Origin of the sequence: Thalassococcus sp. S3 (assembly GCF_004216475.1) — a bacterium.
Lineage (GTDB): Bacteria > Pseudomonadota > Alphaproteobacteria > Rhodobacterales > Rhodobacteraceae.
This window is the reverse complement of sequence record NZ_CP022303.1, coordinates 979,044-1,000,221: the sequence shown is the minus strand read 5'-3', so window position 1 is coordinate 1,000,221 and position 21,178 is coordinate 979,044. Positions and strand designations below refer to the sequence as shown.

Genomic DNA, 21,178 nt, shown 5'->3' with positions numbered 1-21,178 from the left:
TCGTACGACCATCGCAGAGATGAAATCTCGCATCGCCCTTGCTACCCTTGTGAGAGAGGAGAGATACCATGATCCGAACTGCGCTGATCCTGACCCTGCTTGCCGCACCTGCCTTTGCCGATATGGGCGATGAGGACGGCACGCTTAATCCCGAAGAGATGACCATGGCCCGCGTTATCGACAACGCCGTAAGGGGTGAGGTCGATATGATGACCTGCGCAGCGGGCTACGGCATCACCAAGAAGGGAGAACATGGCAAGGCCCGAAAGGTTTTCGAGGCCTGCGCAGAGGCGGGCTATACAGGGGCCATGACCTGGATGAGCCAGCTCGACAACAACGGGCTGGGGGGCGCGTATAATCCCGATGCCGCCGCGGAATGGGACCGTAGGGCGGCAGAGGCGGGTGATCCGGTGGGCAAGTTCAACTACGGCATCGCCCTGATGCGCGGCCATGGGGTGGCAAAGGATGAGGTCGCAGGCCGCACCTTGGTGGATGAGGCTGCCCGCGATGGGCTGAAAGTGGCGCAAAGATTGCAGAATGCCGATTATGATCTGGACGAAGTGACCCCGGATGCGGACAATTGGAAATATGCCCCTGCTTTCTGAGGGCTAATTGACGATCGCCCGCCGCCCTGGTCCCCCAAGGCACACACCACGGTAAAACCGGCGACCGATCTGAACGACAAAGGCTCCGTACCGAACGGAGCCTTTCGTCTTTCAGTCAATCACCACGTAAGGCAGCCAGTGACTGTCCGCCTCGGCCTCGTGCAGATCATCCTCTGACAGGGGGCGCAGGTTCCCAGTGTCAGGCGGGGCCGATAGGGCGTCCATATCCATCTCGTGCAGTGCGCCGGTGATTTGCCCGTTCTCCAGCGTCAGCCGGTAATAGACGCCGTTCCACATGTTGATCCCGTATTCCGTGGCGCCTTTCCAGAGAAACAGAAGATCGTATTCCAGATCGGTCAGATCATCCGGGGAGACCGCGCGGTTGATCGCATAGGGATAAGGCACGTGACACCAGTGCTTGTGGGCGCCTTCGAGACAGCGGAACGGACGCATGGACAGGAAATGATCCTTGAACGGCGCCTCCCGCCAGTCGATGCGGTAGCCTCCGTCGGGCGCAAAGAGGATGTCACCGACCTCCACGCGCGCGCCTTCCCCGTCGACCAGAGCGATGGTTTTCGGACCCACCGGCATCTCGGCCCCTGCACCGATTGCGGAGGCACAGAACAAGGCCGCCGCCAAAGCTTTGATACGCAACGTCTTTCTCCTCCCCTGGTCGCGTTAGAACGTTAACCTGTGACGTCAAGGCGCGCCCTACGACCTTTGTGCAATTTCGCGGCAACGCCCCTCTTTCGATAATGCCAACAGCTGATGGGAGAGGTGCGACTCACCCTCCCGGACGCCACGAGGAGACATAAGGGAGGACCCCATGAACCGGTTTATCATGGCCGCCGCCGCGAGCATCATCGCGACCAGCGCGGCCTATGCAGAGGTGACGGAGGCTGATCTCGCCAGCGATCAGACGACCACCAATCAGGTGCTGACCAACGGAATGGGGCGCGACCTGCAACGCTACAGCCCGCTGGACACGCTCAACAAGGAAAACGTGCAGAACCTCGTCCCCGCATGGGCCTTTTCGCTGGGCGGCGAAAAGCAGCGCGGACAAGAGACGCAGCCGCTGATCTATGACGGCATGATGTATATCACTGGCTCTTACAGCCGGATGTACGCCATCGATCTGAAGACCGGCAAAGAGGTCTGGCAATACGACGCCCGCCTGCCCGAAGGCATCCTGCCCTGCTGTGACGTGGTCAACCGGGGTGGCGCGATCTATGGCGACAAGATCTATTTCGGCACGCTGGATGCACGCATCGTGGCGCTGGATCTGAAAACCGGCGACGTCGTCTGGCGCAAGAAAATCGCCGACTACAAGGCGGGATATTCCTACACCGCCGCACCGCTGATCGTAGACGGACTGGTCATCACCGGCAATTCCGGCGGTGAGTTCGGGATCGTGGGGGCCGTGCAGGCGCGCGATGCAGAGACAGGTGAACTGGTTTGGGACCGCCCGGTGATCGAAGGGCACATGGGCACATATAAAGGTGAAGAAAGCACCATGACCGGCACGCTCAACGCGACGTGGCCCGGTGACATGTGGAAAACCGGCGGCGGCGCGACCTGGCTGGGCGGCTCTTACGACGCCGACACCGATACACTGGTCTTTGGCGCTGGCAACCCGGCCCCGTGGAATTCCTGGCTGCGTGACGCGGGCCAGAGCAATGACGGGTCTGGCGACAATCTCTACGCAGCCTCCCGCATCGGGATCAATCCCGAGAACGGCGAGATCAAGTGGCACTTCCAGACCACCCCGCGCGAGGGCTGGGATTACGACGGCGTGAACGAGGTCGTGGCCTATACCGACCGCGAGGGCAACAAGCGCTTTGCCACAGCGGACCGGAACGGCTTCTTCTATGTGCTCAACCGTGAGGATGGTGCATTCGTCTCGGCGACGCCCTTCGTCAAGGATATCTCCTGGGCCTCTGGCATCGACGAAAACGGCCGCCCGATCTTCAATGAAGATAACCGCCCCGGCGATCCGGCCGCAGCCGCCGATGGCAAGAAAGGCGAGGTGATCTTTGCATCGCCGTCGTTCCTGGGTGGCAAGAACTGGATGCCGATGGCCTTTAGCCAGAACACCGGCAACTTCTACGTCCCGTCGAACGAATGGGGCATGGATATCTGGAACGAACCCATCACCTATAAGAAAGGTGCGGCCTATCTGGGCGCGGGCTTTACCATCAAGCCCAACTACGAAGACCATATCGGCTCCCTGAAGGCGATCGACCCCGACACGGGCGAGATCAAGTGGGAATACAAGAACGACGCCCCGCTTTGGGCAGGTGTGATGACCACCGCAGGTGGCCTTGTCTTCACCGGCACGCCCGAAGGCCGCTTCATCGCGTTCGACGATGAGACTGGTGAAGAGTTGTGGTCGTTCCAGACCGGCTCCGGCATCGTGGGTCAGCCCGTGACGTGGGAGCAGGACGGCGAGCAGTACGTCTCCGTCATCTCCGGCTGGGGTGGTGCGGTTCCGCTTTGGGGCGGTGAGGTGGCCAAGAAGGTCAACTACCTGAACCAGGGCGGCATGCTGTGGACCTTCAAGCTGCCCAAGCAATATGCGCAGAACTGATTGAGCTTGCTCAATATCCTTGCAAACGACGCGCGCCCCACCCGGGCGCGCGTTTTGCGTTACGACCTTTGGGTATGTGGGCTTGCAGGACCGGGCTTGCTAAGCTTTGACAAGGCTGACCTACCGATATGAGGGTGCCATGAGCGACACTTGCATCACCACAGACGAGACGGTTTTTCGCACCGCGCTGATCGTGGACGATCACCCGCTCTTCTGCGATGCGCTGTCGATGACGCTGCAGGCGGTGGCCGATATCGAGGATATCCGCACCGCGGCCAACCTCGAATACGCGCTGGGAGAGATCGAGGCGCATGGCCCCCCGGACATCATCGTGCTGGATCTTAACCTGCCCGACGTCAACGGCCTTGACGGGCTGATCCGGCTGAAAACGGCGGCACGGGTGCCTGTGATGGTGGTCAGTTCTATGGCGGACAACCGGGTGATCACGGGCACGATCAATGCGGGCGCGGCGGGGTTTGTCCCTAAACACAGCCAGCGCGAAGTCTTTCGCAACGCTATCCAGACCCTGCGGCGGGGCGAGGTCTTTATCCCCGATGGCGCGGTTCTGCTGCAACAGGCGGAAGTCGCCAATGCGACAACGGATGCGGTGGCGCGGATGGGGACGCTCACCAACCAGCAATCGCGGATCCTGCAATTGATCTGCGAAGGCAAGTTGAACAAACAGATCGCTTACGAGTTGTCCATCGCAGAGACGACAGTAAAGGCACATGTGACGGCGATCATGCGGAAGCTGGGCGTTCAAAGCCGGACGCAGGCGGTGTTGATCGCCAAAGAGACGAGTTTTGCCAACGTCTTGTCAGACACGCCCTGATCCCGCTACGCTTGTGCGGCTTTAGGGAGGAAGCCGACATGAACCTGGTCAGTGCTCTGACCCGGTCGCAGACTATCGTACGGACCGCCAGCGCGCCGTATGATGAAGGCGACCCGGTGGCCCTTTTGGCAGATCGTTTGAATGTGGACGATCTGGAGCTTGTTCTGCTGTTCGTTACCCCCGAAGCCGACGCCAAAGCGGTGATTGCCAAGGCGCAAAAGGCCTTTGCCCCTGTTCGGGTTGTGGGCTGCACCACAGCGGGAGAGTTGACGAGCGAGGGTTATTCCGACGGCCAGGTCGTCGCTGTGGGCCTGCCGCAGTCCCATTTTCGCGCGCGGACGTTGCTGGTCAGCGATCTGGACAATTTCGACGGCCAGGCCGTGATCGATCAGATGATCCGCACCCGCACCGACCTGATCCGCGAAGTGCCGGAGTGGGAGAGCGAGTTCACCTTCCTGCTGATCGACGGGCTGAGCACGCGGGAGGATGCGCTGACCTCCGAAATCGCCATCGGGCTGGGGCCCATGCCGCTGTTCGGCGGCTCTGCCGGGGATGGCACCGATTTCAACCAGACGGTTGTCTTCTATGACGGCCAGGCGCTGGAAAATGCCGCCGTCCTGACCCAGATCCGCACACGCTGTCCGATCAAGGTGGTCAAGACCGACAATCTGGTCCCAACCGGTCGCCGAATGGTGGTCACCGGCGCCGACCCGGCCAGCCGCACGGTACATGAGATCAATGCCGAACCCGCCGCCCGCGAATATGCGCGTCTTCTGGGCAAGGACCCGAACCAGCTTTCGACCTTTACCTTCGCCGCCCATCCGGTTGTCGTGCGCATCGGGGATGCTCATCACGTGCGCTCGATCCAGCGGGTTGCAGACAACGGCGATTTGGTCTTTTTCTCGGCCATTGACGAGGGCGTCGTTCTGACGCTTGCGGAACCGCAGAATATGGTGGACCATCTGCGTGGGGAGCTTCAGGCGCTGTCGGCGGCGCGGGCACCGGATGTCATCCTGGCCTGCGACTGTCTGCTGCGCCGCATCGAAGCGGAGCAAAAGCAGATGTCGCGCGAGATATCGAACCTTCTGTCCCAGAACCGGGTCGTCGGCTTTTCGACTTATGGAGAGCAGTTGAACTCCATGCATGTGAACCAGACGCTGACGGGCGTTGCGATTTACCCGCCCGACGGGGAGTGAGCCGCGATGCCCCATAATCTGGTCGATCCAAATGACAGCCTTGAGCGTCAGAACGAGAAGCTGATGGCCATCGCGGCCAAGCTGATGCGCCGCGTCGAACAGGGCACTGACGAATCGGGCGCCGCCTATGCACAGTTTCAGCGCGCCGCACTTCTGGAGGAGCAGGTACGCACCCGCACCCACGATCTGGAACGCGCGCTGGACCTGCTGAACGAATCGAACGCCAAGCTGGCGGAGGCGAACCGGCAGACCGAAACCGCGCGGGCCGACCTCACCAACGCGATTGAGACGGTGCAGGAAGGTTTTGCGCTGTTCAACTCGAACGATGTGCTGGTCATGTGCAACAGCCGCTTCGGCATGCACATGCCCGATATCCGCGACCGGATGGTGCCGGGGCTGAGGTTTGACGACTACGTCGACCTCGTCAGCCACTCGAAATTCCTGTTCCTGCCCAAGACCGAAACGCCGGAACAATGGGCCAAGCGCCGGATGCTGCGGCACCGGGATGAGCATGTGATCTTCAACGCGCGCATGATCTGGGACCGCTGGGTGCAGGTCAGCGAGCATCGCACGCCCGACCGGGGCACGGTGATCCTGCAAACCGATGTGACCGACATCATGCTGCTGGAGCGCCAGCAGCGTGACAGACTGCTCGATGATCAGACCCGTCTGATCCGTGCCACGCTGGAGCATCTGAACCAGGGCGTGTGCATCTTTGACAGCAATTCCCGCCTTGCCGGCTGGAACCAGAAGGTGGGCGAATTGCTGTCGATCCCCGTCACACGCTTTCGCACGGGCATTGGCTTCAATGCGCTGTTCGACCGTTTGCGAGAGGATGTGCAATTCTCGGACGGCATGGCGCTGGAGCGCGTCGAACGCTGGGTGGCGAGCCAAAAGGGCCGCAAGGCGTTGTCGTTCGAAATGACGCTGCACGGCTCCCGCGTGCTGGACGTCTTCGCGCAGGAAATGCCGGATCGTGGCTTTGTGATCAGCTTCACCGACATCACGGCAGAGCGGGAGGCGGTGCAGGCGATCCGCGAGGCCAACGAGACGCTGGAACAGCGCGTGATGGAGCGGACGCTGGAACTGGAGGACGCCCTGGCCGAGGCCGAGCGTGCCAATGCCTCGAAATCGCGGTTTGTCGCGGCGGCCAGCCACGATCTGCTGCAACCCCTGTCGGCGGCGAAGCTTTACGTTTCGTCGGTCGAACATGATGTGGAGGACCCGCAGGCCAAGACGATCCTGGCCAAGGCCAACCGCGCCTTGTTGAGCGTTGAGCATATCCTTGAAGCGCTACTTGATATCTCGAAACTGGACTCAGGGCGCGCCTCGGTCGATATCGGCCCGGTCTCGCTGGACGTCTTGCTGCATCAATTGACCGAGGAGTTGTTGCCGCTTGCACGCCAAAAGGGCCTGTCGCTGCGCTGCGTGCCAACCAACGCCATCGTCGAAAGCGACCCCAGCTATCTGCGTCGCGTCCTGCAGAACCTCATGGCCAATGCCGTGCGCTATACCCATGACGGCAAGGTCCTGATCGGCGCCCGCCATCGCGGCAACACCGTCCGGCTGGAGATCTGGGATACCGGGCCGGGCATTCCCGAGGACATGCATGACGTGATCTTTGGTGAATTCCAGCGTCTGAATGCCTCGGCCAGCGCCGCCGAAGGGATGGGGCTGGGCCTTGCCATCGTGGAACGGGCCTGTGCGCTTCTGCATCATCCCTTGCAGGTGCAATCCCGCGTGGGACAGGGCACCGTGTTCTCGGTCGAGTTGAACCGCTCCGAAAGTGTCGAGGAGCGCCCTCGCCGTGCCAAGCGGCGCAAGGCGCCGGAGGAACAGAGGTTCCAAAACCTCATCGTGCTTCTGATCGAAAACGATGCAGAGATGCGCAACGCGCTCACCGTCTCGCTTGAACAATGGGGCGTGGATGTGCTCGCCTGTAGTTCAGAGGAGGAGGCGAGCGCGCTTCTGGCCGAAATCGGCGTCGCACCCGATATCGTGATCGCGGATTACCAGCTTGATCACGATCTGAACGGTCTGGATGCCGTGGCCCGCATTCGGCGGGAGATGGGGGATATCCCCGCCTGTATCATCACCGCCGACCGCAGCTCTGACGCCCGCGCATCCTGTGCGGCGGCAGGGCTTCAGGTGATCCACAAGCCGATCGACACCAACACGCTGCGACAGTTCCTGACCAGTCATTCCCAGCCGCAGCATCGCAGCGCTGCGGCTAAATGAAATAGACGTAGAAGTCGCGCAGCGCGTCGCCTTCGAGGTCGCGCGTCTTGCGCACTTCCTTGTGCTTCATGAAAAGGTGGTTGGCGACAAGCTCCGGCCCAACAGCCGCAACAAGGGCCTCGTCCCGCTCAAGATCCGCAAGCGCGCCCTTGAGATCAAGCGCCACGCCCTCTTTCGCATCGGTCCGGTCAAACCCGTCGCCCGTCTCCAAGGGCGGCAGGTCGTATGACTGCTCTACCCCCAGCCGCGCGGCCTGCAGCACGGCGGCTACGGCGGTGTAGGAATTGGCGGAGGCATCCGCCATCCGATGCTCCAACCGCGCCTTGGCGCCGCCTTCAGCGCTGACCCGCGTGGTGACGTTCCGGTGATCCCCGCCCCAGTTCCGCCAATAGCCCGACAGCGATCCGGGCTGCAGCCGCATGTAGGAATTCGCCGTCGGTGCGATCAGCCCGGCCAGTCCCGCGTGATGCCGATAAAGCCCGGCGACACAGCCTTTTCCCAGATCGTTGAGCCCCTCGGCCCCGCCATCGGGGCCCAGCGCATTGCCGCCCGTCTCATCGAGAAAGGAGAAGTTGATATGCATTCCGGACCCGCCGCCCTCGGCAACGGGCTTGGGCATGAAACTGAGGACGATCCCGTATTCCAGTGCAATCTCGCGCGCCATCAGGCGGAAGAGGACGATGTCGTCCACCGCCTTGACCGCCTCGTCAAAGGTCAGCGTGTATTCGAATTGCGGCGTGTCAAATTCAGCCGTGATCAGATCGAGCGAGAAGCCCATCTGATCCGCCATCTCCCAGATGCGATCATTGAACCTGAGCGGATCGGCGAACGGCCCCGTCCCGTAAACCACGCCGCCCGGCGCGTCATAGGGCATGAGGCGGCCCTTTTCGTCAGCCTGCAGGGCGTAGGCTTCCAGCTCGATCCCGATCTTCGGCGTCAGACCCCACGCCTGCCAATCCGCCACCGCGCGCTTCAGCGCCCCGCGCGGGCAGAGCGGGAGCGGCGCGCCCGCCTCGTCATAGAGATCACCAAGAACGATCTTGGTCGCGGGGTCCCAACTGTCGCGGATCTCCTCCCCGACCCAACGTAGCTCCATATCCGGCAGGCCCTGTTTCACCTTCGATCCGGGCGCATCCAGCAGATCGCGGTCGTAATGCGTGCCAAAGACCGACAGGCAGAACCGCGTACTGCCGTCGCCGATCTTCGATCCCGGCAGGTATTTGCCCCGCATGATGCTGAGATGGTCGCAGAAAAGAGCGCGCAGCCGGTCTTTCATGTCGTCTCCTTCAGGCGCGCGTCACGGTGACGGGCAATTCCTTGATCCCGCCCACGAAATTCGAGCGCAGGAATTTATGCTGTCCGGCAGGTTCGATGGATTTCAGCCGCTTGGCAAGCTCCTGAAAGAGCACGCGCACCTCAAGCCGCGCGAGCCACATGCCCAGGCAGACATGCGGCCCGCCCTGCCCGAAAGCCAGGTGGCGGTTGGGATGGCGCGCGAGGTCGACGCGGTAGGGATCATCGAAGACCGCCTCGTCCCGGTTGGCAGAGGCGAACCAGTAAAGCACCTTGTCCCCCTCGCGGATCGTCTTGCCGTGCATCTGATGATCGCGCGTCGCCGTGCGCCGGAAATAGAGCGCGGGGGTGGCCCAGCGGATGATCTCATCGGGCGCGGTGTCCCAAACCTCTCCGCCTTGCATCTGCGCCAGCAGTTCGGGCTGGTGACACATCGCCTGAATACCTGCGGCGATGGAATAGCGCGTGGTGTCGTTGCCCGCGGCAACGAGCAGGCAGAAGAAATTGCGAAACTCCGTCTCGGAGATGACAGAGCCGTCCTTGGCCGGTCTCAGTATCAGAGGTAGAACGCCGCTTTCGTCCCCGCGCGCGGCTTTGCTCTCCATCAATTCCTTGGCATAGGCGTAAAGCTCTGCCCCTGCGGGAGAATTGAAGGGCATCATGCGGTATTCATCGGTCTCCATCCGGTCCAGCACGTGGTCGGTGAAATCAGGGTCGGTGTTGGCGATCAGCGCGTCGCCTTTCTCCACCAGCCAGGGCAGATCCTCTTCCGGTGTGCCGATGATGCGGCCCAGCATCCGCATCGGCAATTCGCGGGCAATGAGCTTGGTCGCGTCGAAGGTCCCATGCTCAAGCGCTGCGTCGAGGATACCGTGGCAGAGATCGCGGATCTCTTCTTCGTACTCGGCCATCACAGTCCGGGTGAAGGCAGGCAAAAGCAGCATGCGTGTCCGGCTATGTTCAGGCGGGTCGGTCTCCTGAAAAGTGCGGCGGGCGAGATATTCTTCGTAGCTCTGATCCTCCATCCGGATGCCGCGCGCGGAGGAGAAAACTTCGGTATTGCGGTTCATCTCGGCGATATCGGCATGACGGGTGACCGACCAAAACCCTTCCCCATCCGCATAGTCCGTCCAGTGCAGCGGATCGTCCCGCCTGAGCCGGGCAAAGGTGTTGTAAGGCGCACCATCAGAGAAGGTGTCATGCAAGGTCAGATCGGCAAATCCATCATCATGAGGGGACCAGATCGTCATGCTGCCTCTCTCGCCTTGATTAACATGTTCAGCCTACGGGAGTGGCTTCATAAGTAAATCAAAACCAGTATAAGGGCGCGTATGAATCTGGCCATCCTTGTGACCAATACCGACGAAAGCGCTTTTGCGCAGAAGCATCCCAAGGATGGGACGAAATTCACCGATCTCATCCACGACGTGCGCCCAAACTGGTCCTGCACTGCCTTTGCGGTGAAAGACGGTGTTTTTCCCGAGAAGCCGTCGGCCTTCGACGGGCTCATAATCACCGGAAGCCCGGCATCCGTTCACGATGGGGCAGACTGGATCGCCACCCTCCTTGGGCTGATCCGGAGGCAATTCACGGCGGGTCAGCCGATCTTCGGGGCTTGTTTCGGTCATCAGGCTGTCGCGCTCGCCCTCGGCGGCCAGGTGGTCAAAAATCCGGGCGGCTGGGTGCATGGCCTGACCGTCAATACACTCGTTGCCCGCACGGCATGGATGCAGGCCATGCCGGATCCGCTGCACCTTTACGGCAGCCATACGGAGCAGGTCGCCCGGATGCCGGAAGGCGCACAGGCGCTTTCATGCTCGGATGGATGTCCCGTCAGCGGTTTCTCATTGGGAGAGCAGATCTATACGACGCAGCATCACCCGGAAATGCGACCGGACTTCATTGCGGCGCTGACAGAGGAACTGGCACCGCAACTCGGATCCGAACTGACGCGAAAGGCGAGACAAACGCTTGAGCGGCGGGCGGACAGAATGGCCTTTGCCGAAAGCATCGCACGTTTTTTTGAGCATCAGTCCGTGCCCAAGACAGACGGATGATGCGGGGCCCGTTTTCCGTAACGGAAAACGGCCGGAAAATGTGACATTTTCCGGCGCCCGTTGCAGACGCGGTTGTGGGTTGCCAGGCCTTGCAGGTTTCTGCTGCGCCAAAAGATTAGGCAGAAATGCGGTAAATGACGGCCTTGCCTTGGAAAGTGTTGCCCATGACGGAGCTGCTTGCCTAAGCTTAAGGTCAAAAGACCTGAAAGACCGGAGGCGTCCATTTCCGCCTTGCTCAACCTGGAAGCGCCCCAAACCCGGGCTGCAGCGCAACCGCGCGCAGTTGGCGCTGTTGAGTTGACCGTCAAGTCCCGCGCGCCGTCATCGGTTATCGGCGCTCTCAGGCAACAAGGCTCTCTCAAGCTTCTCTTTCCACGCAGCGCCACGGACAACCTGACAGCCGTCCTGCTGAACACAGCAGGCGGCGTCACCGGCGGAGACAGGTTTTCGACGCAAATTGAAGCGAAGGCACACACGGATGTGACCGTCACCACGCAGGCCGCAGAGCGTGCCTACCGCGCGCAAGAGGGAGAAACCGGACACATCGAAACCAAGATCGACCTGGCCCCGGATGCGCGGATGGCCTGGCTGCCCCAGGAGACGCTGCTTTACGACCAAGCCGCGCTCGATCGCACCCTGTCGATCCGGATGGAGCGCACATCCACACTCCTCGCGGTCGAACCGGTGGTCTTTGGACGCGCAGCGATGGGAGAGCGCCTGGACAGGCTTCATTTCAGGGACCGCATTGACGTTGTCCGGGACGGCACCCTGATTTTCGCCGACCGCACCATCATCGACGGGCGCGCCGCCGATCAGATGACGCGCGCGGCCCTGGGCAATGGCGCGGGCGCGATGGCCAGTGTGATCTATGCGGCCCCCGCCGCCGCGCGCTTTCTGGCGGCGGCGCGCGAGCGTCTCCCGAAGTCCTGCGGCATCAGCGCATTGCACGAAGATCTTCTTTATGCGCGTCTCCTGGCGCAGGATAGCTTTGCGCTCCGCCAAATTCTTATACCGCTTGTCGCGCTGCTGAATGCGCATCCCCTTCCCCGACCCTGGACGATCTGACATGCAACTCACACCCCGAGAAAAAGACAAATTGCTGGTGGCCATGGCCGCAGAAGTCGCGCGCCGCCGCCTGGCGCGCGGCGTCAAACTGAACCACCCCGAGGCCATCGCCCTGATCACCGATGCTGTGGTCGAAGGGGCGCGCGACGGGCGGTCGGTCGCGGATATGATGCAGGCCGGCGCGGAGATCCTAACGCGCGAGCAATGCATGGAGGGCGTGCCAGAAATGATCCACGATGTGCAGGTCGAGGCGACGTTTCCGGACGGCACCAAACTGGTGACGGTGCACAATCCGATCCGTTAGGTTTTTCCGTATTTTGATCGAGAAGAAGACAGGACCCTGAGTGATGATCACAGAGCTGCTTTTCACAAGATCGAGCGCGATAGCGCGAGATGGCACGGCACTTGGACCGTCTGCGAAAGGAGAGCGCGCATGATCCCCGGGGAAGTGTTGACCAAAGAGGGAGAGCTGACCCTCAACGAAGGGCGCGAGGCGATCACGCTGATGGTGGCCAATACCGGCGACCGGCCCGTTCAGGTGGGCAGTCACTACCATTTTGCCGAAAGCAACGGCGCGTTGGATTTCGATCGCGACGCGGCGCGCGGCATGCGGCTGGACATCGCCGCAGGCACTGCGGTGCGGTTCGAGCCCGGTCAGCGCAGAGAGGTGCAGCTGATCGCGATCGGCGGCGCGCGGCGCATCTTTGGGTTCAATCAGCAGGTCATGGGCGACCTGTAATCGAAACAAACCAAAGGGAGGTTTTGTCATGTGCGATATCTGCGTCATCAATTCGGTAAAGGAGCGGATGCTGTCCCGAAGGGACTTCTTTCGCGCCAGCGCGGCAGCGGGTGTGGCCGCCACGGCGGGAATGGTGGCGACGGCCCCGCCGGCTTTGGCGGCAGGGCATGGCGGCGTGGTGGATATGACGCACACGCTGAGCCCCGACTTCCCGACCTTTTTCGGAGAACCGGGCATCGCGATGGACCAAGCGTTCAATTTCGCGGAAAGCGGCTTCAACCTCTTCAATCTGTCGATCAATGAACACACGGCCACGCATATCGATGCACCTTTGCATTTCTCAGCCGACGGTGCGTCGGTGGACGAAATCCCGGTCAGCGATCTTGTGGTCCCGCTCTGCGTGATCGACATCGCGGCCAAGGCTGCGGAGGATGCGGATGCACAGGTGACACCGGACGACCTGCAGGCCTGGATCGACACCAACGGGCCGATCCCGGAAAAAGCCTGTGTCGCGATGCATTCGGGATGGGCTGACAAGGCGATGAGCGATGCCTATCGCGGGGTGGACGACGGCGGGGCGATGCATTTCCCGGGCTTCCATCTTGAAGCCGCACAGATGCTGCTGGAGGAGACGACGGCGTCGGCTCTCGCTTCAGACACGCTCTCCCTCGATCACGGGCCATCAGCGGATTTCGCGACGCATTACGCCTGGCTGCCCGCCGGTCGCTATGGAATCGAAAACATCGCGGGCCTTGGCAATGTGCCGGCGGCGGGGGCGACGCTGGTCGTGGGCGCGCCGAACCACAAGGGCGGCTCTGGCGGGCCGGCCCGTATCTTCGCGATGATCTGATGGGCACCGTTCCGCTTTTGTCGGACGACGCGGTCAGCGCCGAGGCGCTGGCCGTCTTCGATGATATCCGCAAGGTACGAGGGACGGAGTACATCAACAATTTCTGGCGCGCGCTGGCGCATGACCCGGCCTTGCTCAAGGCAACGTGGGAGCGTTTGAAAGACGTGATGGCGCCCGGTGCGCTCGACCCGCTGGTCAAGGAGATGCTTTATGTCGCCGTCTCTACCGCCAACGGGTGCAGCTATTGCGTGCATTCCCACACGGCGGCGGCGAAAGCGAAGGGGATGACCCCCGAGATGCAGGGCGAGTTGCTGGCCGTGATCGGCATGGCCATGCAAACGAACGGGTTGGTGACCGCGCTGCAAACACCTGTGGACGACATGTTCGAGGCGGAGCCATGACGGATGTCTTGATCAAAGAGGCCGCAGGTGCTGCCGATTTTGCCGCCGCGAAAAGCCTCACGCTGGCCTATTTCGACGCTTTGCGCGCGCGGGCTCCGGAAGCGCGAAAGATGGTCGACGATCACATGACCAGCCATGATGTCGAGGCTGAGCTAGATGATCTGTCCGCACATTTTACCCCACCGCATGGCGCGTGCCTTCTGGCGCGCAGGCCGGACGTTGCGGTCGGAGTGGTGATGCTGAGCCGTCAAACGGAGGAAACCTGCGAGATGAACCGGATGTTCGTGTCGGACACCGCGCGGGGCACAGGGCTGGGCCGGGCGCTATGCGACGCGATCATCGCCAAGGCCCGTGCCATGGGGTTTGGGCAGATGATCCTCGACACCATGCATTTTCTGACCGAAGCTATATCGCTCTACCGCTCAGTCGGTTTCCAGACCTATGGCGGCGCAGAGGCCTATGCTGCCGATGATCCACGCATCCTCCACATGCGGTTGGCGCTGCCCCAAGGTGCGTCTGACCATCTCGCGCACGGTTCGCAGATCAAATGATGAAGATAACCAATGACAGCGAAGCCGATGAGACCGTGCAGCGCGCCCTAGTGATGATGCTGGATGAGGTGGACGGGCTGGACGATCCCGAAGACACCAACCCAATCTTCGAAAAGGCGCGTCGCTTGCACGAGGCGACGCTAGCCTATTACCGGGATCAGGGGCATGCCGACAAGGTGACAGAGCAAAAAGCGCACCTTGCCTATATTTCAGCGCAGATTGTCGACACGAGCTGGATCGAACCGGAGGTCGAAGCGGCGGAAAAGGTGGTGACGCAATCGGGTGATAGCGACGCCGTTCTGATCGCACTCGACCGACTTGCCGAACTGCAGCCAAAACGCGCGATCCAGCATCGGATCCGGACCGTACAGAAAGCCCGCGAGGCGGGCAAGCTGGACGATCTTGTCTATGAAACACAAAAACTGACCCGACATTACAGTGAGGCAAGAGAGCAAGAGATCGCGATGGGTTTGCTGCGGGATCTGGCAGAAGAGCTGACCAGGGAAGGTCACAAACAACACGCCGCGCGCGCCCTACGGCAATTGGGCGACTTTTACGAAGCATACGACCAGAACAAGGTCGACCGTGCTGTCCCGACCTACGAGAAGGCTGCGGATTTTGCGCGAGAGGCAGGGGATATCGACAGCCTCGCCTTCACGTTGATCGACCTGCTGATGCTCTATGATGAAACCGGGGCAACCGAGAGATTTGAAGCGGCGCTGCGCGAATTGACGGAGATCGAGCCGAAGCTTGGCCTTCACGCTCAGATGTCCGCCGAAGACGAAATCAAACACTGGAAGAGGGCGTGACCCATGCCGACACAGATTGCACGTTCCGACTATGCCGCGATGTTCGGCCCCACCACGGGGGACAAGGTTCGACTGGCTGATACGGATCTGATCATCGAGGTCGAGAAAGACCTGACCACTTACGGCGAGGAAGTGAAGTTCGGCGGCGGCAAGGTGATCCGCGATGGCATGGGGCAGTCCCAAGCCACCCGGGCGGACGGCGCCGTGGACACGGTGATCACCAACGCGCTCATCGTGGATCACGCCGGCATCTACAAGGCGGATGTGGGTCTGCGTGACGGGCGGATCCACAAGATTGGCAAGGCCGGCAATCCGGACACGCAGCCCGGTGTGGACATCGTGATCGGGCCGGGGACAGAAGCGATTGCGGGCGAGGGCAAGATCCTCACCGCTGGCGGCTTCGACAGCCATATCCATTTCATCTGCCCCCAACAGATCCAAGACGCGCTGCATTCCGGTGTCACGACGCTGCTGGGCGGGGGAACCGGCCCTGCGCATGGCACGTTGGCCACGACCTGCACACCGGGGAGCTGGCATATCGGGCGGATGCTGCAGGCTTTGGACGCGTTTCCGATGAATTTCGGGCTCTCTTGCAAGGGCAATGCCTCGCAACCCGCCGCCCTGGTCGAGATGGTGGAGGCCGGGGCCTGCGCCATGAAACTGCACGAAGACTGGGGCACGACGCCGGGGGCGATTGATTGCTGCCTATCGGTGGCCGACGACATGGACGTACAGGTCATGATCCACACCGACACCCTCAACGAAAGCGGATTTGTCGAAAACACGGTCGCCGCCATGAAGGGCCGCACCATCCATGCCTTTCACACCGAAGGCGCCGGCGGCGGGCACGCGCCTGACATCATCAAGATCTGCGGAGAGGAGCATGTGCTCCCCTCCTCCACCAACCCGACGCGGCCCTTTACGGTGAACACCATCGAAGAGCATCTGGACATGCTCATGGTCTGCCACCACCTGGACAAGTCGATCCCCGAGGACGTGGCCTTTGCCGAAAGCCGTATCCGGAGGGAGACCATCGCAGCCGAAGACATCCTGCATGACATGGGCGCCTTCAGCATCATCGCGTCAGACAGTCAGGCGATGGGGCGGGTGGGCGAGGTGCTGATCCGCACCTGGCAAACCGCCGACAAGATGAAAAAGCAAAGGGGACGTTTGGCAGAGGAAACTGGCGAGAACGACAATCTGCGCGTGCGCCGGTATATCTCGAAATACACAATCAACCCGGCGATCGCCCATGGGGTGAGCCACGAAATCGGCTCGATCGAAGAAGGCAAGCGCGCGGATCTCTGCCTCTGGTCGCCCGCGTTTTTCGGCGTGAAGCCCGAGATGGTGCTGATGTCCGGGACCATCGTCTGTGCGCAGATGGGCGATCCGAATGCCTCCATCCCCACCCCTCAACCTGTCTATACCCGGCCCATGTTCGGCGCCTTTGGCCGGTCTGTCGAGCGCTCTGCCGTGATCTTCGTAAGTGAAGCGGCACAAGCCGCCGGGATCCGGGACAGCCTTGGCCTGGCAAAAGAGACCGTGGCGGTAAAGGGCGTCCGCAACATCGGCAAGAAGGATCTGATTCTGAACAATGCGCTGCCAAAAGTGGACGTGAACCCCGAAACTTACGAAGTGCGCGCCGACGGCGAATTGCTGACCTGCCAGCCTGCCGAGGTCTTGCCGATGGCGCAGCGTTACTTCCTTTACTAACGAGGCCTTGCACATGACACAGACCGGCCATGCACGCTGCTCTCTGGCTGAAAACGCGCCCTTAATTTATACTGAAGCCAAGGGAGGAGACCCGTCGTTCTATTCGATTGAGAGGTCTCATGGCACATATCACCGATGTCGCACACGCGCAGCCTGGCCTTCTGGCGCGCCTTCACCATTTGCTGGTCCACATGGCCGAAAAACGCGCCCGGACACGCATCGCCGAAGCGCTCCTGGCCCTGCCAGACAGCGAACTGACCGCAAGGGACATCACCCGCGAGGATCTGACGCGCAGCCTGCGCTGAGATACACCATACCGGGCCGACCCTTGCGTCAGACGAAGGGCGGCTATTCCGCGAGGGCACTGGCTGAGACAGCATCTGTGACCTATCTCGTGGAGCAGGGAGGAAACCGAAATACAAGTCCAAAGGTTTCCAATGGCTTACACATCTACACAAACAGGCGGAACCTCCGTCTTTGGCCTGATCGGCCAGTTCTTCTCCGTGATCGGCAATGCTCTTGTGGCACTCGGCGATGCGAACTCCAAAGTTCGTCAACTCGAAGCGCTCAATGCGCTGAGCGACGCGGAACTCGCAGAACGTGGTCTGCGCCGCGAAGACATTGCCCGCACGGTGTTCATGAACAACTACTGGGCCTGACGACAGATCGGGGGGCTCAATGACAGCCCCTGATCTGATCGCCCGCACCTATCATGACCACGCGCATGACCCGACCCCGGCGGGCCGGGTCGCGCTCGACTACGACGCCCGTTTTCTGCGCCGCAAGGTTCTGACGCTGGAGAGCGGAGAGGCGCTGCTGGTCGATCTGCCCAAGACCACATCGCTGGGCCATGGCGGCGTGCTGCTTCTGGAAAGCGGCGGCGAAGTTCTTGTGACCGCCGCTGCAGAGGCTTTGCTGGAAGTGACGGCGGACGACCTTACCCGTGTTGCCTGGCACATCGGCAACCGCCACACCCCTTGCCAGATCGAGGCGGATCGCCTGTTGATCCAGCAAGATCACGTGATCGCAGACATGTTGCGTCAGCTTGGCGCCGCAACGCGCGAGGTCACCGAACCTTTCACCCCCGAAGGCGGCGCTTACGGCCATGGGAGAACGCATTCCCATGCCCACTGACCTCGAAACCCTGACCCTGACGCACTGGCTGTCCCCGGCCTATCCGGTCGGAGCGTTCAGTTATAGCCATGGTCTGGAATGGACGGTGGATCAGGGGCACGTCTCGGATGTGGAAAGCTTTCGGATTTGGCTGACCGATATTCTGACCCATGGCGCGGGACGCAACGATGCCATATTGCTGGCGGCGTCTTACCAGGCCGTCGACGAGGCCCAGGTGACAGAGATCGACATGCTCGCCCGGGCACTTGCGCCGTCCCGAGAACGATTGATGGAGACCAGTCTCCAAGGTGAGGCCTTTGCCCGGACCACCTCCGATATCTGGCCGACCGCCGTGCAGAACCTGACATATCCGGTGGCCATCGGCGTTGCAGCACGAGATCAGGGGTTCGATCTGGAAAGGACCATCGCGCTCTACCTGCATGCCTTTGCCGGCAACCTGACCTCTGCCGCGATCCGGCTGGTGCCACTTGGCCAGACCGAAGGGCACGCCGTTCTCGCCGCCATTGCGCCGCTTTGCGCGGAGATCGCCGCTGAGGCCATGGGCCAGACCCTTGACGATCTGGGCAGTTGCGCCTTTATGGCCGATATTGCCTCGATGAACCATGAAACCCAGTATTCAAGGCTGTTTCGCTCATGAGCTCTTCACACGGCCCTTTGCGCGTCGGAATAGGCGGCCCCGTCGGCGCGGGCAAGACAACGCTGACGGCCGCCCTCGCGCGCACCCTGCGTGATGATTTCTCCGTCGCGGCAATCACCAACGACATCTATACGCAAGAGGATGCCGAGGCGCTGATGCGCATGCAGGCCCTGCCACAGGACCGCATTCTTGGCGTGGAAACAGGCGGCTGCCCGCATACCGCGATCCGGGAGGATGCGTCGATCAACCTTGCCGCGGTGGCGCAGATGAACGACCGTTTTCCCGACCTCGACATCGTGCTGATCGAAAGCGGGGGCGACAATCTGTCGGCCACATTCAGCCCCGAACTGGCCGATATCACGCTCTATGTGATCGACGTGGCCGCCGGAGAAGAGATCCCGCGCAAAGGCGGACCGGCCATCACGAAATCGGATCTGCTGATCATCAACAAGACCGATCTTGCCCCCCATGTGGGCGCCTCGCTCGACGTGATGGACCGGGATGCCAAGAAGATGCGTGGCGAGCGTCCCTTTGTCTTTGCCGCCCTCAGGCATGGCAAGGGGGTCGAGACGGTGGCCGATCAGATCTGCAAGATGGGCGGGCTCAGCCGCCCGGTGGCACAGGCGGGATGATCCGCCCCCGATCATGCTGACGCGCGGGGATGTCCGCGCGCCGCGGGATGCCTTTGCGTTGCGTCTGGCCGATCTGGTCAGTCAGATCTATCCAGATCTCGACGCCGATATCCTGTCGAGCCAGATCGTGGAGGCGTTCTGGCCGGACGAGCGGCCCCGCCGCAAACGCGCACGCAAACCGTCGAATAATTTCTGGTCAGAGAAGGACGCGCTGGTTATCACCTATGGCGACACCATCGTCGACGGGACCCACAAGCCGCTGGACTTGCTGCATGATTTTCTAAAGGAAAATCTGCATGGCACGTTGAACGGGGTGCATATCCTACCCTTCTTTCCGTTCACCTCAGACGATGGCTTTGCCGTGAGCGATTACCGCGCGGTCAATCCGATCCTCGGTGACTGGCCCGATATCAACCGGATCGGCGCCGATTTCAAACTGATGTCTGATCTGGTTTTGAACCATGTCAGCAGTCAGGGAGCCTGGTTCAACGGGTACCTGCAGGGCCATGCGCCCTACGATCAGTTCTTCTTTGAAGCCTCCCCGGACGACGACTTGACTGCCGTCGTGCGCCCCCGGACCCATCCGCTCCTTCGCCCGTCCGAGACGAGCGACGGGCTCAAACATGTCTGGTGCACGTTCAGTCACGACCAATGCGATCTCGACTTCCGCAACCCTGAAGTCCTGCTGGAATTTCTGCGCATCATGCGGCTGCACATCGACAACGGTGTGCGCATCCTGCGGCTGGATGCGGTGGCTTTTCTGTGGAAGGTGGTGGGCACGCCCTGCGTTCACCTGCCCGAAACACATGCCATCGTGCGGCTGATGCGGCTACTCTGCGATTTCGCGATGGAACCGGTGATCCTGCTGACGGAAACCAATGTGCCCAGTGCGGAGAACCTCAGCTATTTCGGCAATCGCAACGAGGCGCATGTCGTTTATAACTTCCCGCTGCCGCCCTTGGTGCTGCATGCGATGCTGTCGGGCAGCGCGCGGTATCTCTCGCGCTGGCAGGCCGCGATGCCGCCGGCGCAGATGGGCTGTGCCTATCTGAATTTCTCGGCCAGCCATGACGGGATCGGGATGCGTCCCGCCGAAGGGATCCTGCCGGAGGATCAGAAAGACACAATGATCGAGACGATCCGCCGTCATGGCGGGGAGGTGTCGATGCGCGCGCTGGGAGGCGGCAAGGAAAGCCCCTATGAATTGAACATCACCTTCTTCGACGCCCTGAAAGGCACGTTCGAAGGGGAAGATGATCACCACCTGGAACGATTTTTGGCCTCTCAGACCATCATCATGTCGCTCGAAGGCATCCCGGCCTTTTACATCCACGCCCTGCTCGCGACGCCCAACGATCATGACCGTGTCGAAAAGACAGGCATGAAACGCGCGATCAACCGGCATCGCTGGGATTATCCGAGACTGAAAGAAGCACTGGCTGATCCCGAGAGTAACACCGCCCGGGTTCTGAGCATGCTGAAGACGCGGATTGCCCTGCGTGCAGGTCAACCTGCCTTCCATCCGAATGGCACGCAGTTCACATTACAACTGGATGACCGGCTCTTCGGCGTCTGGCGGCAGGCGCTTGACCGGGACCAGTCCATCTTTGCCATCCACAATGTGAGCAAGGAAGAGATCGCCATCGATCCGGTGTCGATCAATCTGATCGATGGGGATATCTGGGTGGATCTGATCAGCGGCGATGTGATCGAGCCGGCAGATGAACCGCTCCGTTTTGCGCCTTATCAATGCCGCTGGATTTCCAACCGCAACGGCCGCGTCCGGGCGCGCGGAAAATGACACATTTTCCGGCGTTTTCCGTGACGGAAAACGCCCCC

The 21,178-nt window shown here is 61.4% G+C and carries 23 protein-coding genes; 20 read left to right on the top strand and 3 right to left on the bottom strand.

The annotated features are described in order from the left end of the window. Positions 1-68 precede the first annotated feature (68 nt). The gene (locus CFI11_RS05165; protein ID WP_130403718.1) at positions 69-605 is read left to right on the top strand and encodes a tetratricopeptide repeat protein; all 537 of its coding nucleotides are present in this window, start codon (positions 69-71) and stop codon (positions 603-605) included. A 111-nt stretch (positions 606-716) separates the two neighbouring features. Here the strand turns inward: CFI11_RS05165 and CFI11_RS05160 are convergent, their stop codons facing one another. Further along, complete coding sequence (locus CFI11_RS05160; RefSeq protein ID WP_130403716.1) at positions 717-1,259, bottom strand: hypothetical protein; 543 nt, start codon at positions 1,257-1,259, stop codon at positions 717-719. A gap of 172 nt (positions 1,260-1,431) precedes the next feature. Here CFI11_RS05160 and CFI11_RS05155 point away from each other — a divergent pair, with 172 nt between their 5' ends. The 4 genes from CFI11_RS05155 (at position 1,432) to CFI11_RS05140 (ending at position 7,458) form a co-directional block, all read left to right on the top strand. After that, entirely contained in the window at positions 1,432-3,192 is a 1,761-nt protein-coding gene (locus CFI11_RS05155; protein ID WP_130403714.1) for a PQQ-dependent methanol/ethanol family dehydrogenase, read from the top strand. 139 nt (positions 3,193-3,331) lie between these two features. Next, positions 3,332-4,024, top strand: a complete 693-nt coding sequence (locus CFI11_RS05150) for a response regulator transcription factor (RefSeq protein WP_130403712.1) — start codon at positions 3,332-3,334, stop codon at positions 4,022-4,024. A gap of 38 nt (positions 4,025-4,062) precedes the next feature. Continuing rightward, a complete protein-coding gene (locus tag CFI11_RS05145; protein ID WP_130403710.1) occupies positions 4,063-5,220 on the top strand; it encodes an FIST N-terminal domain-containing protein in 1,158 nt (385 codons plus the stop codon). Positions 5,221-5,226: 6 nt separating this feature from the next. Then, positions 5,227-7,458, top strand: coding sequence for a PAS-domain containing protein (locus CFI11_RS05140; RefSeq protein ID WP_130403708.1), 2,232 nt, complete (start codon positions 5,227-5,229; stop codon positions 7,456-7,458). On the opposite strand, the gene CFI11_RS05135 is transcribed toward CFI11_RS05140, so the two are convergent. Both CFI11_RS05135 and CFI11_RS05130 read right to left on the bottom strand, forming a co-directional pair. Next, positions 7,451-8,734: a glutamine synthetase family protein gene (locus CFI11_RS05135; protein WP_130403706.1), complete on the bottom strand. Its 1,284-nt coding sequence runs from the start codon at positions 8,732-8,734 to the stop codon at positions 7,451-7,453. The two genes, CFI11_RS05140 and CFI11_RS05135, sit on opposite strands and share 8 nt — an antisense overlap. Before the next feature lie 10 nt (positions 8,735-8,744). Further along, positions 8,745-10,001: a cytochrome P450 gene (locus CFI11_RS05130; protein WP_130403704.1), complete on the bottom strand. Its 1,257-nt coding sequence runs from the start codon at positions 9,999-10,001 to the stop codon at positions 8,745-8,747. A gap of 81 nt (positions 10,002-10,082) precedes the next feature. On the opposite strand from CFI11_RS05130, the gene CFI11_RS05125 reads away from it, so the two are divergent. From CFI11_RS05125 to CFI11_RS05055, 15 genes are all read left to right on the top strand, one after another. Continuing rightward, entirely contained in the window at positions 10,083-10,808 is a 726-nt protein-coding gene (locus CFI11_RS05125) for a type 1 glutamine amidotransferase (protein ID WP_130403702.1), read from the top strand. Between the two features lie 297 nt (positions 10,809-11,105). Next, entirely contained in the window at positions 11,106-11,873 is a 768-nt protein-coding gene (locus CFI11_RS05120) for an urease accessory protein UreD (RefSeq protein WP_130403700.1), read from the top strand. Position 11,874: 1 nt separating this feature from the next. Further along, positions 11,875-12,177, top strand: a complete 303-nt coding sequence (locus CFI11_RS05115) for an urease subunit gamma (protein WP_130403698.1) — start codon at positions 11,875-11,877, stop codon at positions 12,175-12,177. Positions 12,178-12,306: 129 nt separating this feature from the next. Next, positions 12,307-12,612 (top strand): urease subunit beta, encoded by a 306-nt coding sequence (locus CFI11_RS05110; RefSeq protein WP_130403696.1) that lies wholly within the window; start codon positions 12,307-12,309, stop codon positions 12,610-12,612. A gap of 28 nt (positions 12,613-12,640) precedes the next feature. Continuing rightward, positions 12,641-13,462 (top strand): cyclase family protein, encoded by an 822-nt coding sequence (locus CFI11_RS05105; RefSeq protein ID WP_130403694.1) that lies wholly within the window; start codon positions 12,641-12,643, stop codon positions 13,460-13,462. Further along, the gene (locus tag CFI11_RS05100) at positions 13,462-13,863 is read left to right on the top strand and encodes a carboxymuconolactone decarboxylase family protein (RefSeq protein ID WP_130403692.1); all 402 of its coding nucleotides are present in this window, start codon (positions 13,462-13,464) and stop codon (positions 13,861-13,863) included. The genes CFI11_RS05105 and CFI11_RS05100 overlap by 1 nt, the downstream gene beginning before the upstream one ends. Then, complete coding sequence (locus tag CFI11_RS05095; RefSeq protein ID WP_130403690.1) at positions 13,860-14,414, top strand: GNAT family N-acetyltransferase; 555 nt, start codon at positions 13,860-13,862, stop codon at positions 14,412-14,414. Before CFI11_RS05100 ends, CFI11_RS05095 begins: the two co-directional genes overlap by 4 nt. After that, positions 14,414-15,223 (top strand): hypothetical protein, encoded by an 810-nt coding sequence (locus tag CFI11_RS05090; RefSeq protein ID WP_165390188.1) that lies wholly within the window; start codon positions 14,414-14,416, stop codon positions 15,221-15,223. Before CFI11_RS05095 ends, CFI11_RS05090 begins: the two co-directional genes overlap by 1 nt. A gap of 3 nt (positions 15,224-15,226) precedes the next feature. Then, positions 15,227-16,936, top strand: a complete 1,710-nt coding sequence (gene ureC / locus CFI11_RS05085) for an urease subunit alpha (RefSeq protein WP_130403686.1) — start codon at positions 15,227-15,229, stop codon at positions 16,934-16,936. A gap of 119 nt (positions 16,937-17,055) precedes the next feature. Beyond that, positions 17,056-17,241, top strand: coding sequence for a hypothetical protein (locus CFI11_RS05080; protein WP_130403684.1), 186 nt, complete (start codon positions 17,056-17,058; stop codon positions 17,239-17,241). Between the two features lie 132 nt (positions 17,242-17,373). Next, positions 17,374-17,595: a DUF1127 domain-containing protein gene (locus CFI11_RS05075; protein ID WP_130403682.1), complete on the top strand. Its 222-nt coding sequence runs from the start codon at positions 17,374-17,376 to the stop codon at positions 17,593-17,595. Between the two features lie 19 nt (positions 17,596-17,614). Then, positions 17,615-18,070 carry an urease accessory protein UreE gene (gene ureE / locus CFI11_RS05070; protein ID WP_130403680.1) on the top strand — a complete coding sequence of 152 codons (456 nt, stop codon included), beginning with the start codon at positions 17,615-17,617 and terminating at the stop codon, positions 18,068-18,070. After that, positions 18,060-18,707 (top strand): urease accessory protein UreF, encoded by a 648-nt coding sequence (locus CFI11_RS05065; RefSeq protein WP_130403678.1) that lies wholly within the window; start codon positions 18,060-18,062, stop codon positions 18,705-18,707. The genes ureE and CFI11_RS05065 overlap by 11 nt, the downstream gene beginning before the upstream one ends. After that, positions 18,704-19,339: an urease accessory protein UreG gene (ureG, locus tag CFI11_RS05060; RefSeq protein ID WP_130403676.1), complete on the top strand. Its 636-nt coding sequence runs from the start codon at positions 18,704-18,706 to the stop codon at positions 19,337-19,339. Before CFI11_RS05065 ends, ureG begins: the two co-directional genes overlap by 4 nt. Before the next feature lie 13 nt (positions 19,340-19,352). Continuing rightward, complete coding sequence (locus tag CFI11_RS05055; RefSeq protein ID WP_130403674.1) at positions 19,353-21,140, top strand: sugar phosphorylase; 1,788 nt, start codon at positions 19,353-19,355, stop codon at positions 21,138-21,140. The last annotated feature ends 38 nt before the right edge of the window (positions 21,141-21,178 follow it).

What these genes read in the sequence shown, in the direction of transcription:
- CFI11_RS05165 (WP_130403718.1), top strand. Translation starts at nt 69, where the DNA reads ATGATCCGAACTGCGCTGATCCTGACCCTGCTTGCCGCACCTGCCTTT.
- CFI11_RS05155 (WP_130403714.1), top strand. Translation starts at nt 1,432, where the DNA reads ATGAACCGGTTTATCATGGCCGCCGCCGCGAGCATCATCGCGACCAGC.
- CFI11_RS05150 (WP_130403712.1), top strand. Translation starts at nt 3,332, where the DNA reads ATGAGCGACACTTGCATCACCACAGACGAGACGGTTTTTCGCACCGCG.
- CFI11_RS05145 (WP_130403710.1), top strand. Translation starts at nt 4,063, where the DNA reads ATGAACCTGGTCAGTGCTCTGACCCGGTCGCAGACTATCGTACGGACC.
- CFI11_RS05140 (WP_130403708.1), top strand. Translation starts at nt 5,227, where the DNA reads ATGCCCCATAATCTGGTCGATCCAAATGACAGCCTTGAGCGTCAGAAC.
- CFI11_RS05135 (WP_130403706.1), bottom strand. Translation starts at nt 8,734, where the DNA reads ATGAAAGACCGGCTGCGCGCTCTTTTCTGCGACCATCTCAGCATCATG.
- CFI11_RS05130 (WP_130403704.1), bottom strand. Translation starts at nt 10,001, where the DNA reads ATGACGATCTGGTCCCCTCATGATGATGGATTTGCCGATCTGACCTTG.
- CFI11_RS05125 (WP_130403702.1), top strand. Translation starts at nt 10,083, where the DNA reads ATGAATCTGGCCATCCTTGTGACCAATACCGACGAAAGCGCTTTTGCG.
- CFI11_RS05115 (WP_130403698.1), top strand. Translation starts at nt 11,875, where the DNA reads ATGCAACTCACACCCCGAGAAAAAGACAAATTGCTGGTGGCCATGGCC.
- CFI11_RS05110 (WP_130403696.1), top strand. Translation starts at nt 12,307, where the DNA reads ATGATCCCCGGGGAAGTGTTGACCAAAGAGGGAGAGCTGACCCTCAAC.
- CFI11_RS05105 (WP_130403694.1), top strand. Translation starts at nt 12,641, where the DNA reads ATGTGCGATATCTGCGTCATCAATTCGGTAAAGGAGCGGATGCTGTCC.
- CFI11_RS05100 (WP_130403692.1), top strand. Translation starts at nt 13,462, where the DNA reads ATGGGCACCGTTCCGCTTTTGTCGGACGACGCGGTCAGCGCCGAGGCG.
- CFI11_RS05095 (WP_130403690.1), top strand. Translation starts at nt 13,860, where the DNA reads ATGACGGATGTCTTGATCAAAGAGGCCGCAGGTGCTGCCGATTTTGCC.
- CFI11_RS05090 (WP_165390188.1), top strand. Translation starts at nt 14,414, where the DNA reads ATGAAGATAACCAATGACAGCGAAGCCGATGAGACCGTGCAGCGCGCC.
- ureC (WP_130403686.1), top strand. Translation starts at nt 15,227, where the DNA reads ATGCCGACACAGATTGCACGTTCCGACTATGCCGCGATGTTCGGCCCC.
- CFI11_RS05080 (WP_130403684.1), top strand. Translation starts at nt 17,056, where the DNA reads ATGGCACATATCACCGATGTCGCACACGCGCAGCCTGGCCTTCTGGCG.
- CFI11_RS05075 (WP_130403682.1), top strand. Translation starts at nt 17,374, where the DNA reads ATGGCTTACACATCTACACAAACAGGCGGAACCTCCGTCTTTGGCCTG.
- ureE (WP_130403680.1), top strand. Translation starts at nt 17,615, where the DNA reads ATGACAGCCCCTGATCTGATCGCCCGCACCTATCATGACCACGCGCAT.
- CFI11_RS05065 (WP_130403678.1), top strand. Translation starts at nt 18,060, where the DNA reads ATGCCCACTGACCTCGAAACCCTGACCCTGACGCACTGGCTGTCCCCG.
- ureG (WP_130403676.1), top strand. Translation starts at nt 18,704, where the DNA reads ATGAGCTCTTCACACGGCCCTTTGCGCGTCGGAATAGGCGGCCCCGTC.
- CFI11_RS05055 (WP_130403674.1), top strand. Translation starts at nt 19,353, where the DNA reads ATGCTGACGCGCGGGGATGTCCGCGCGCCGCGGGATGCCTTTGCGTTG.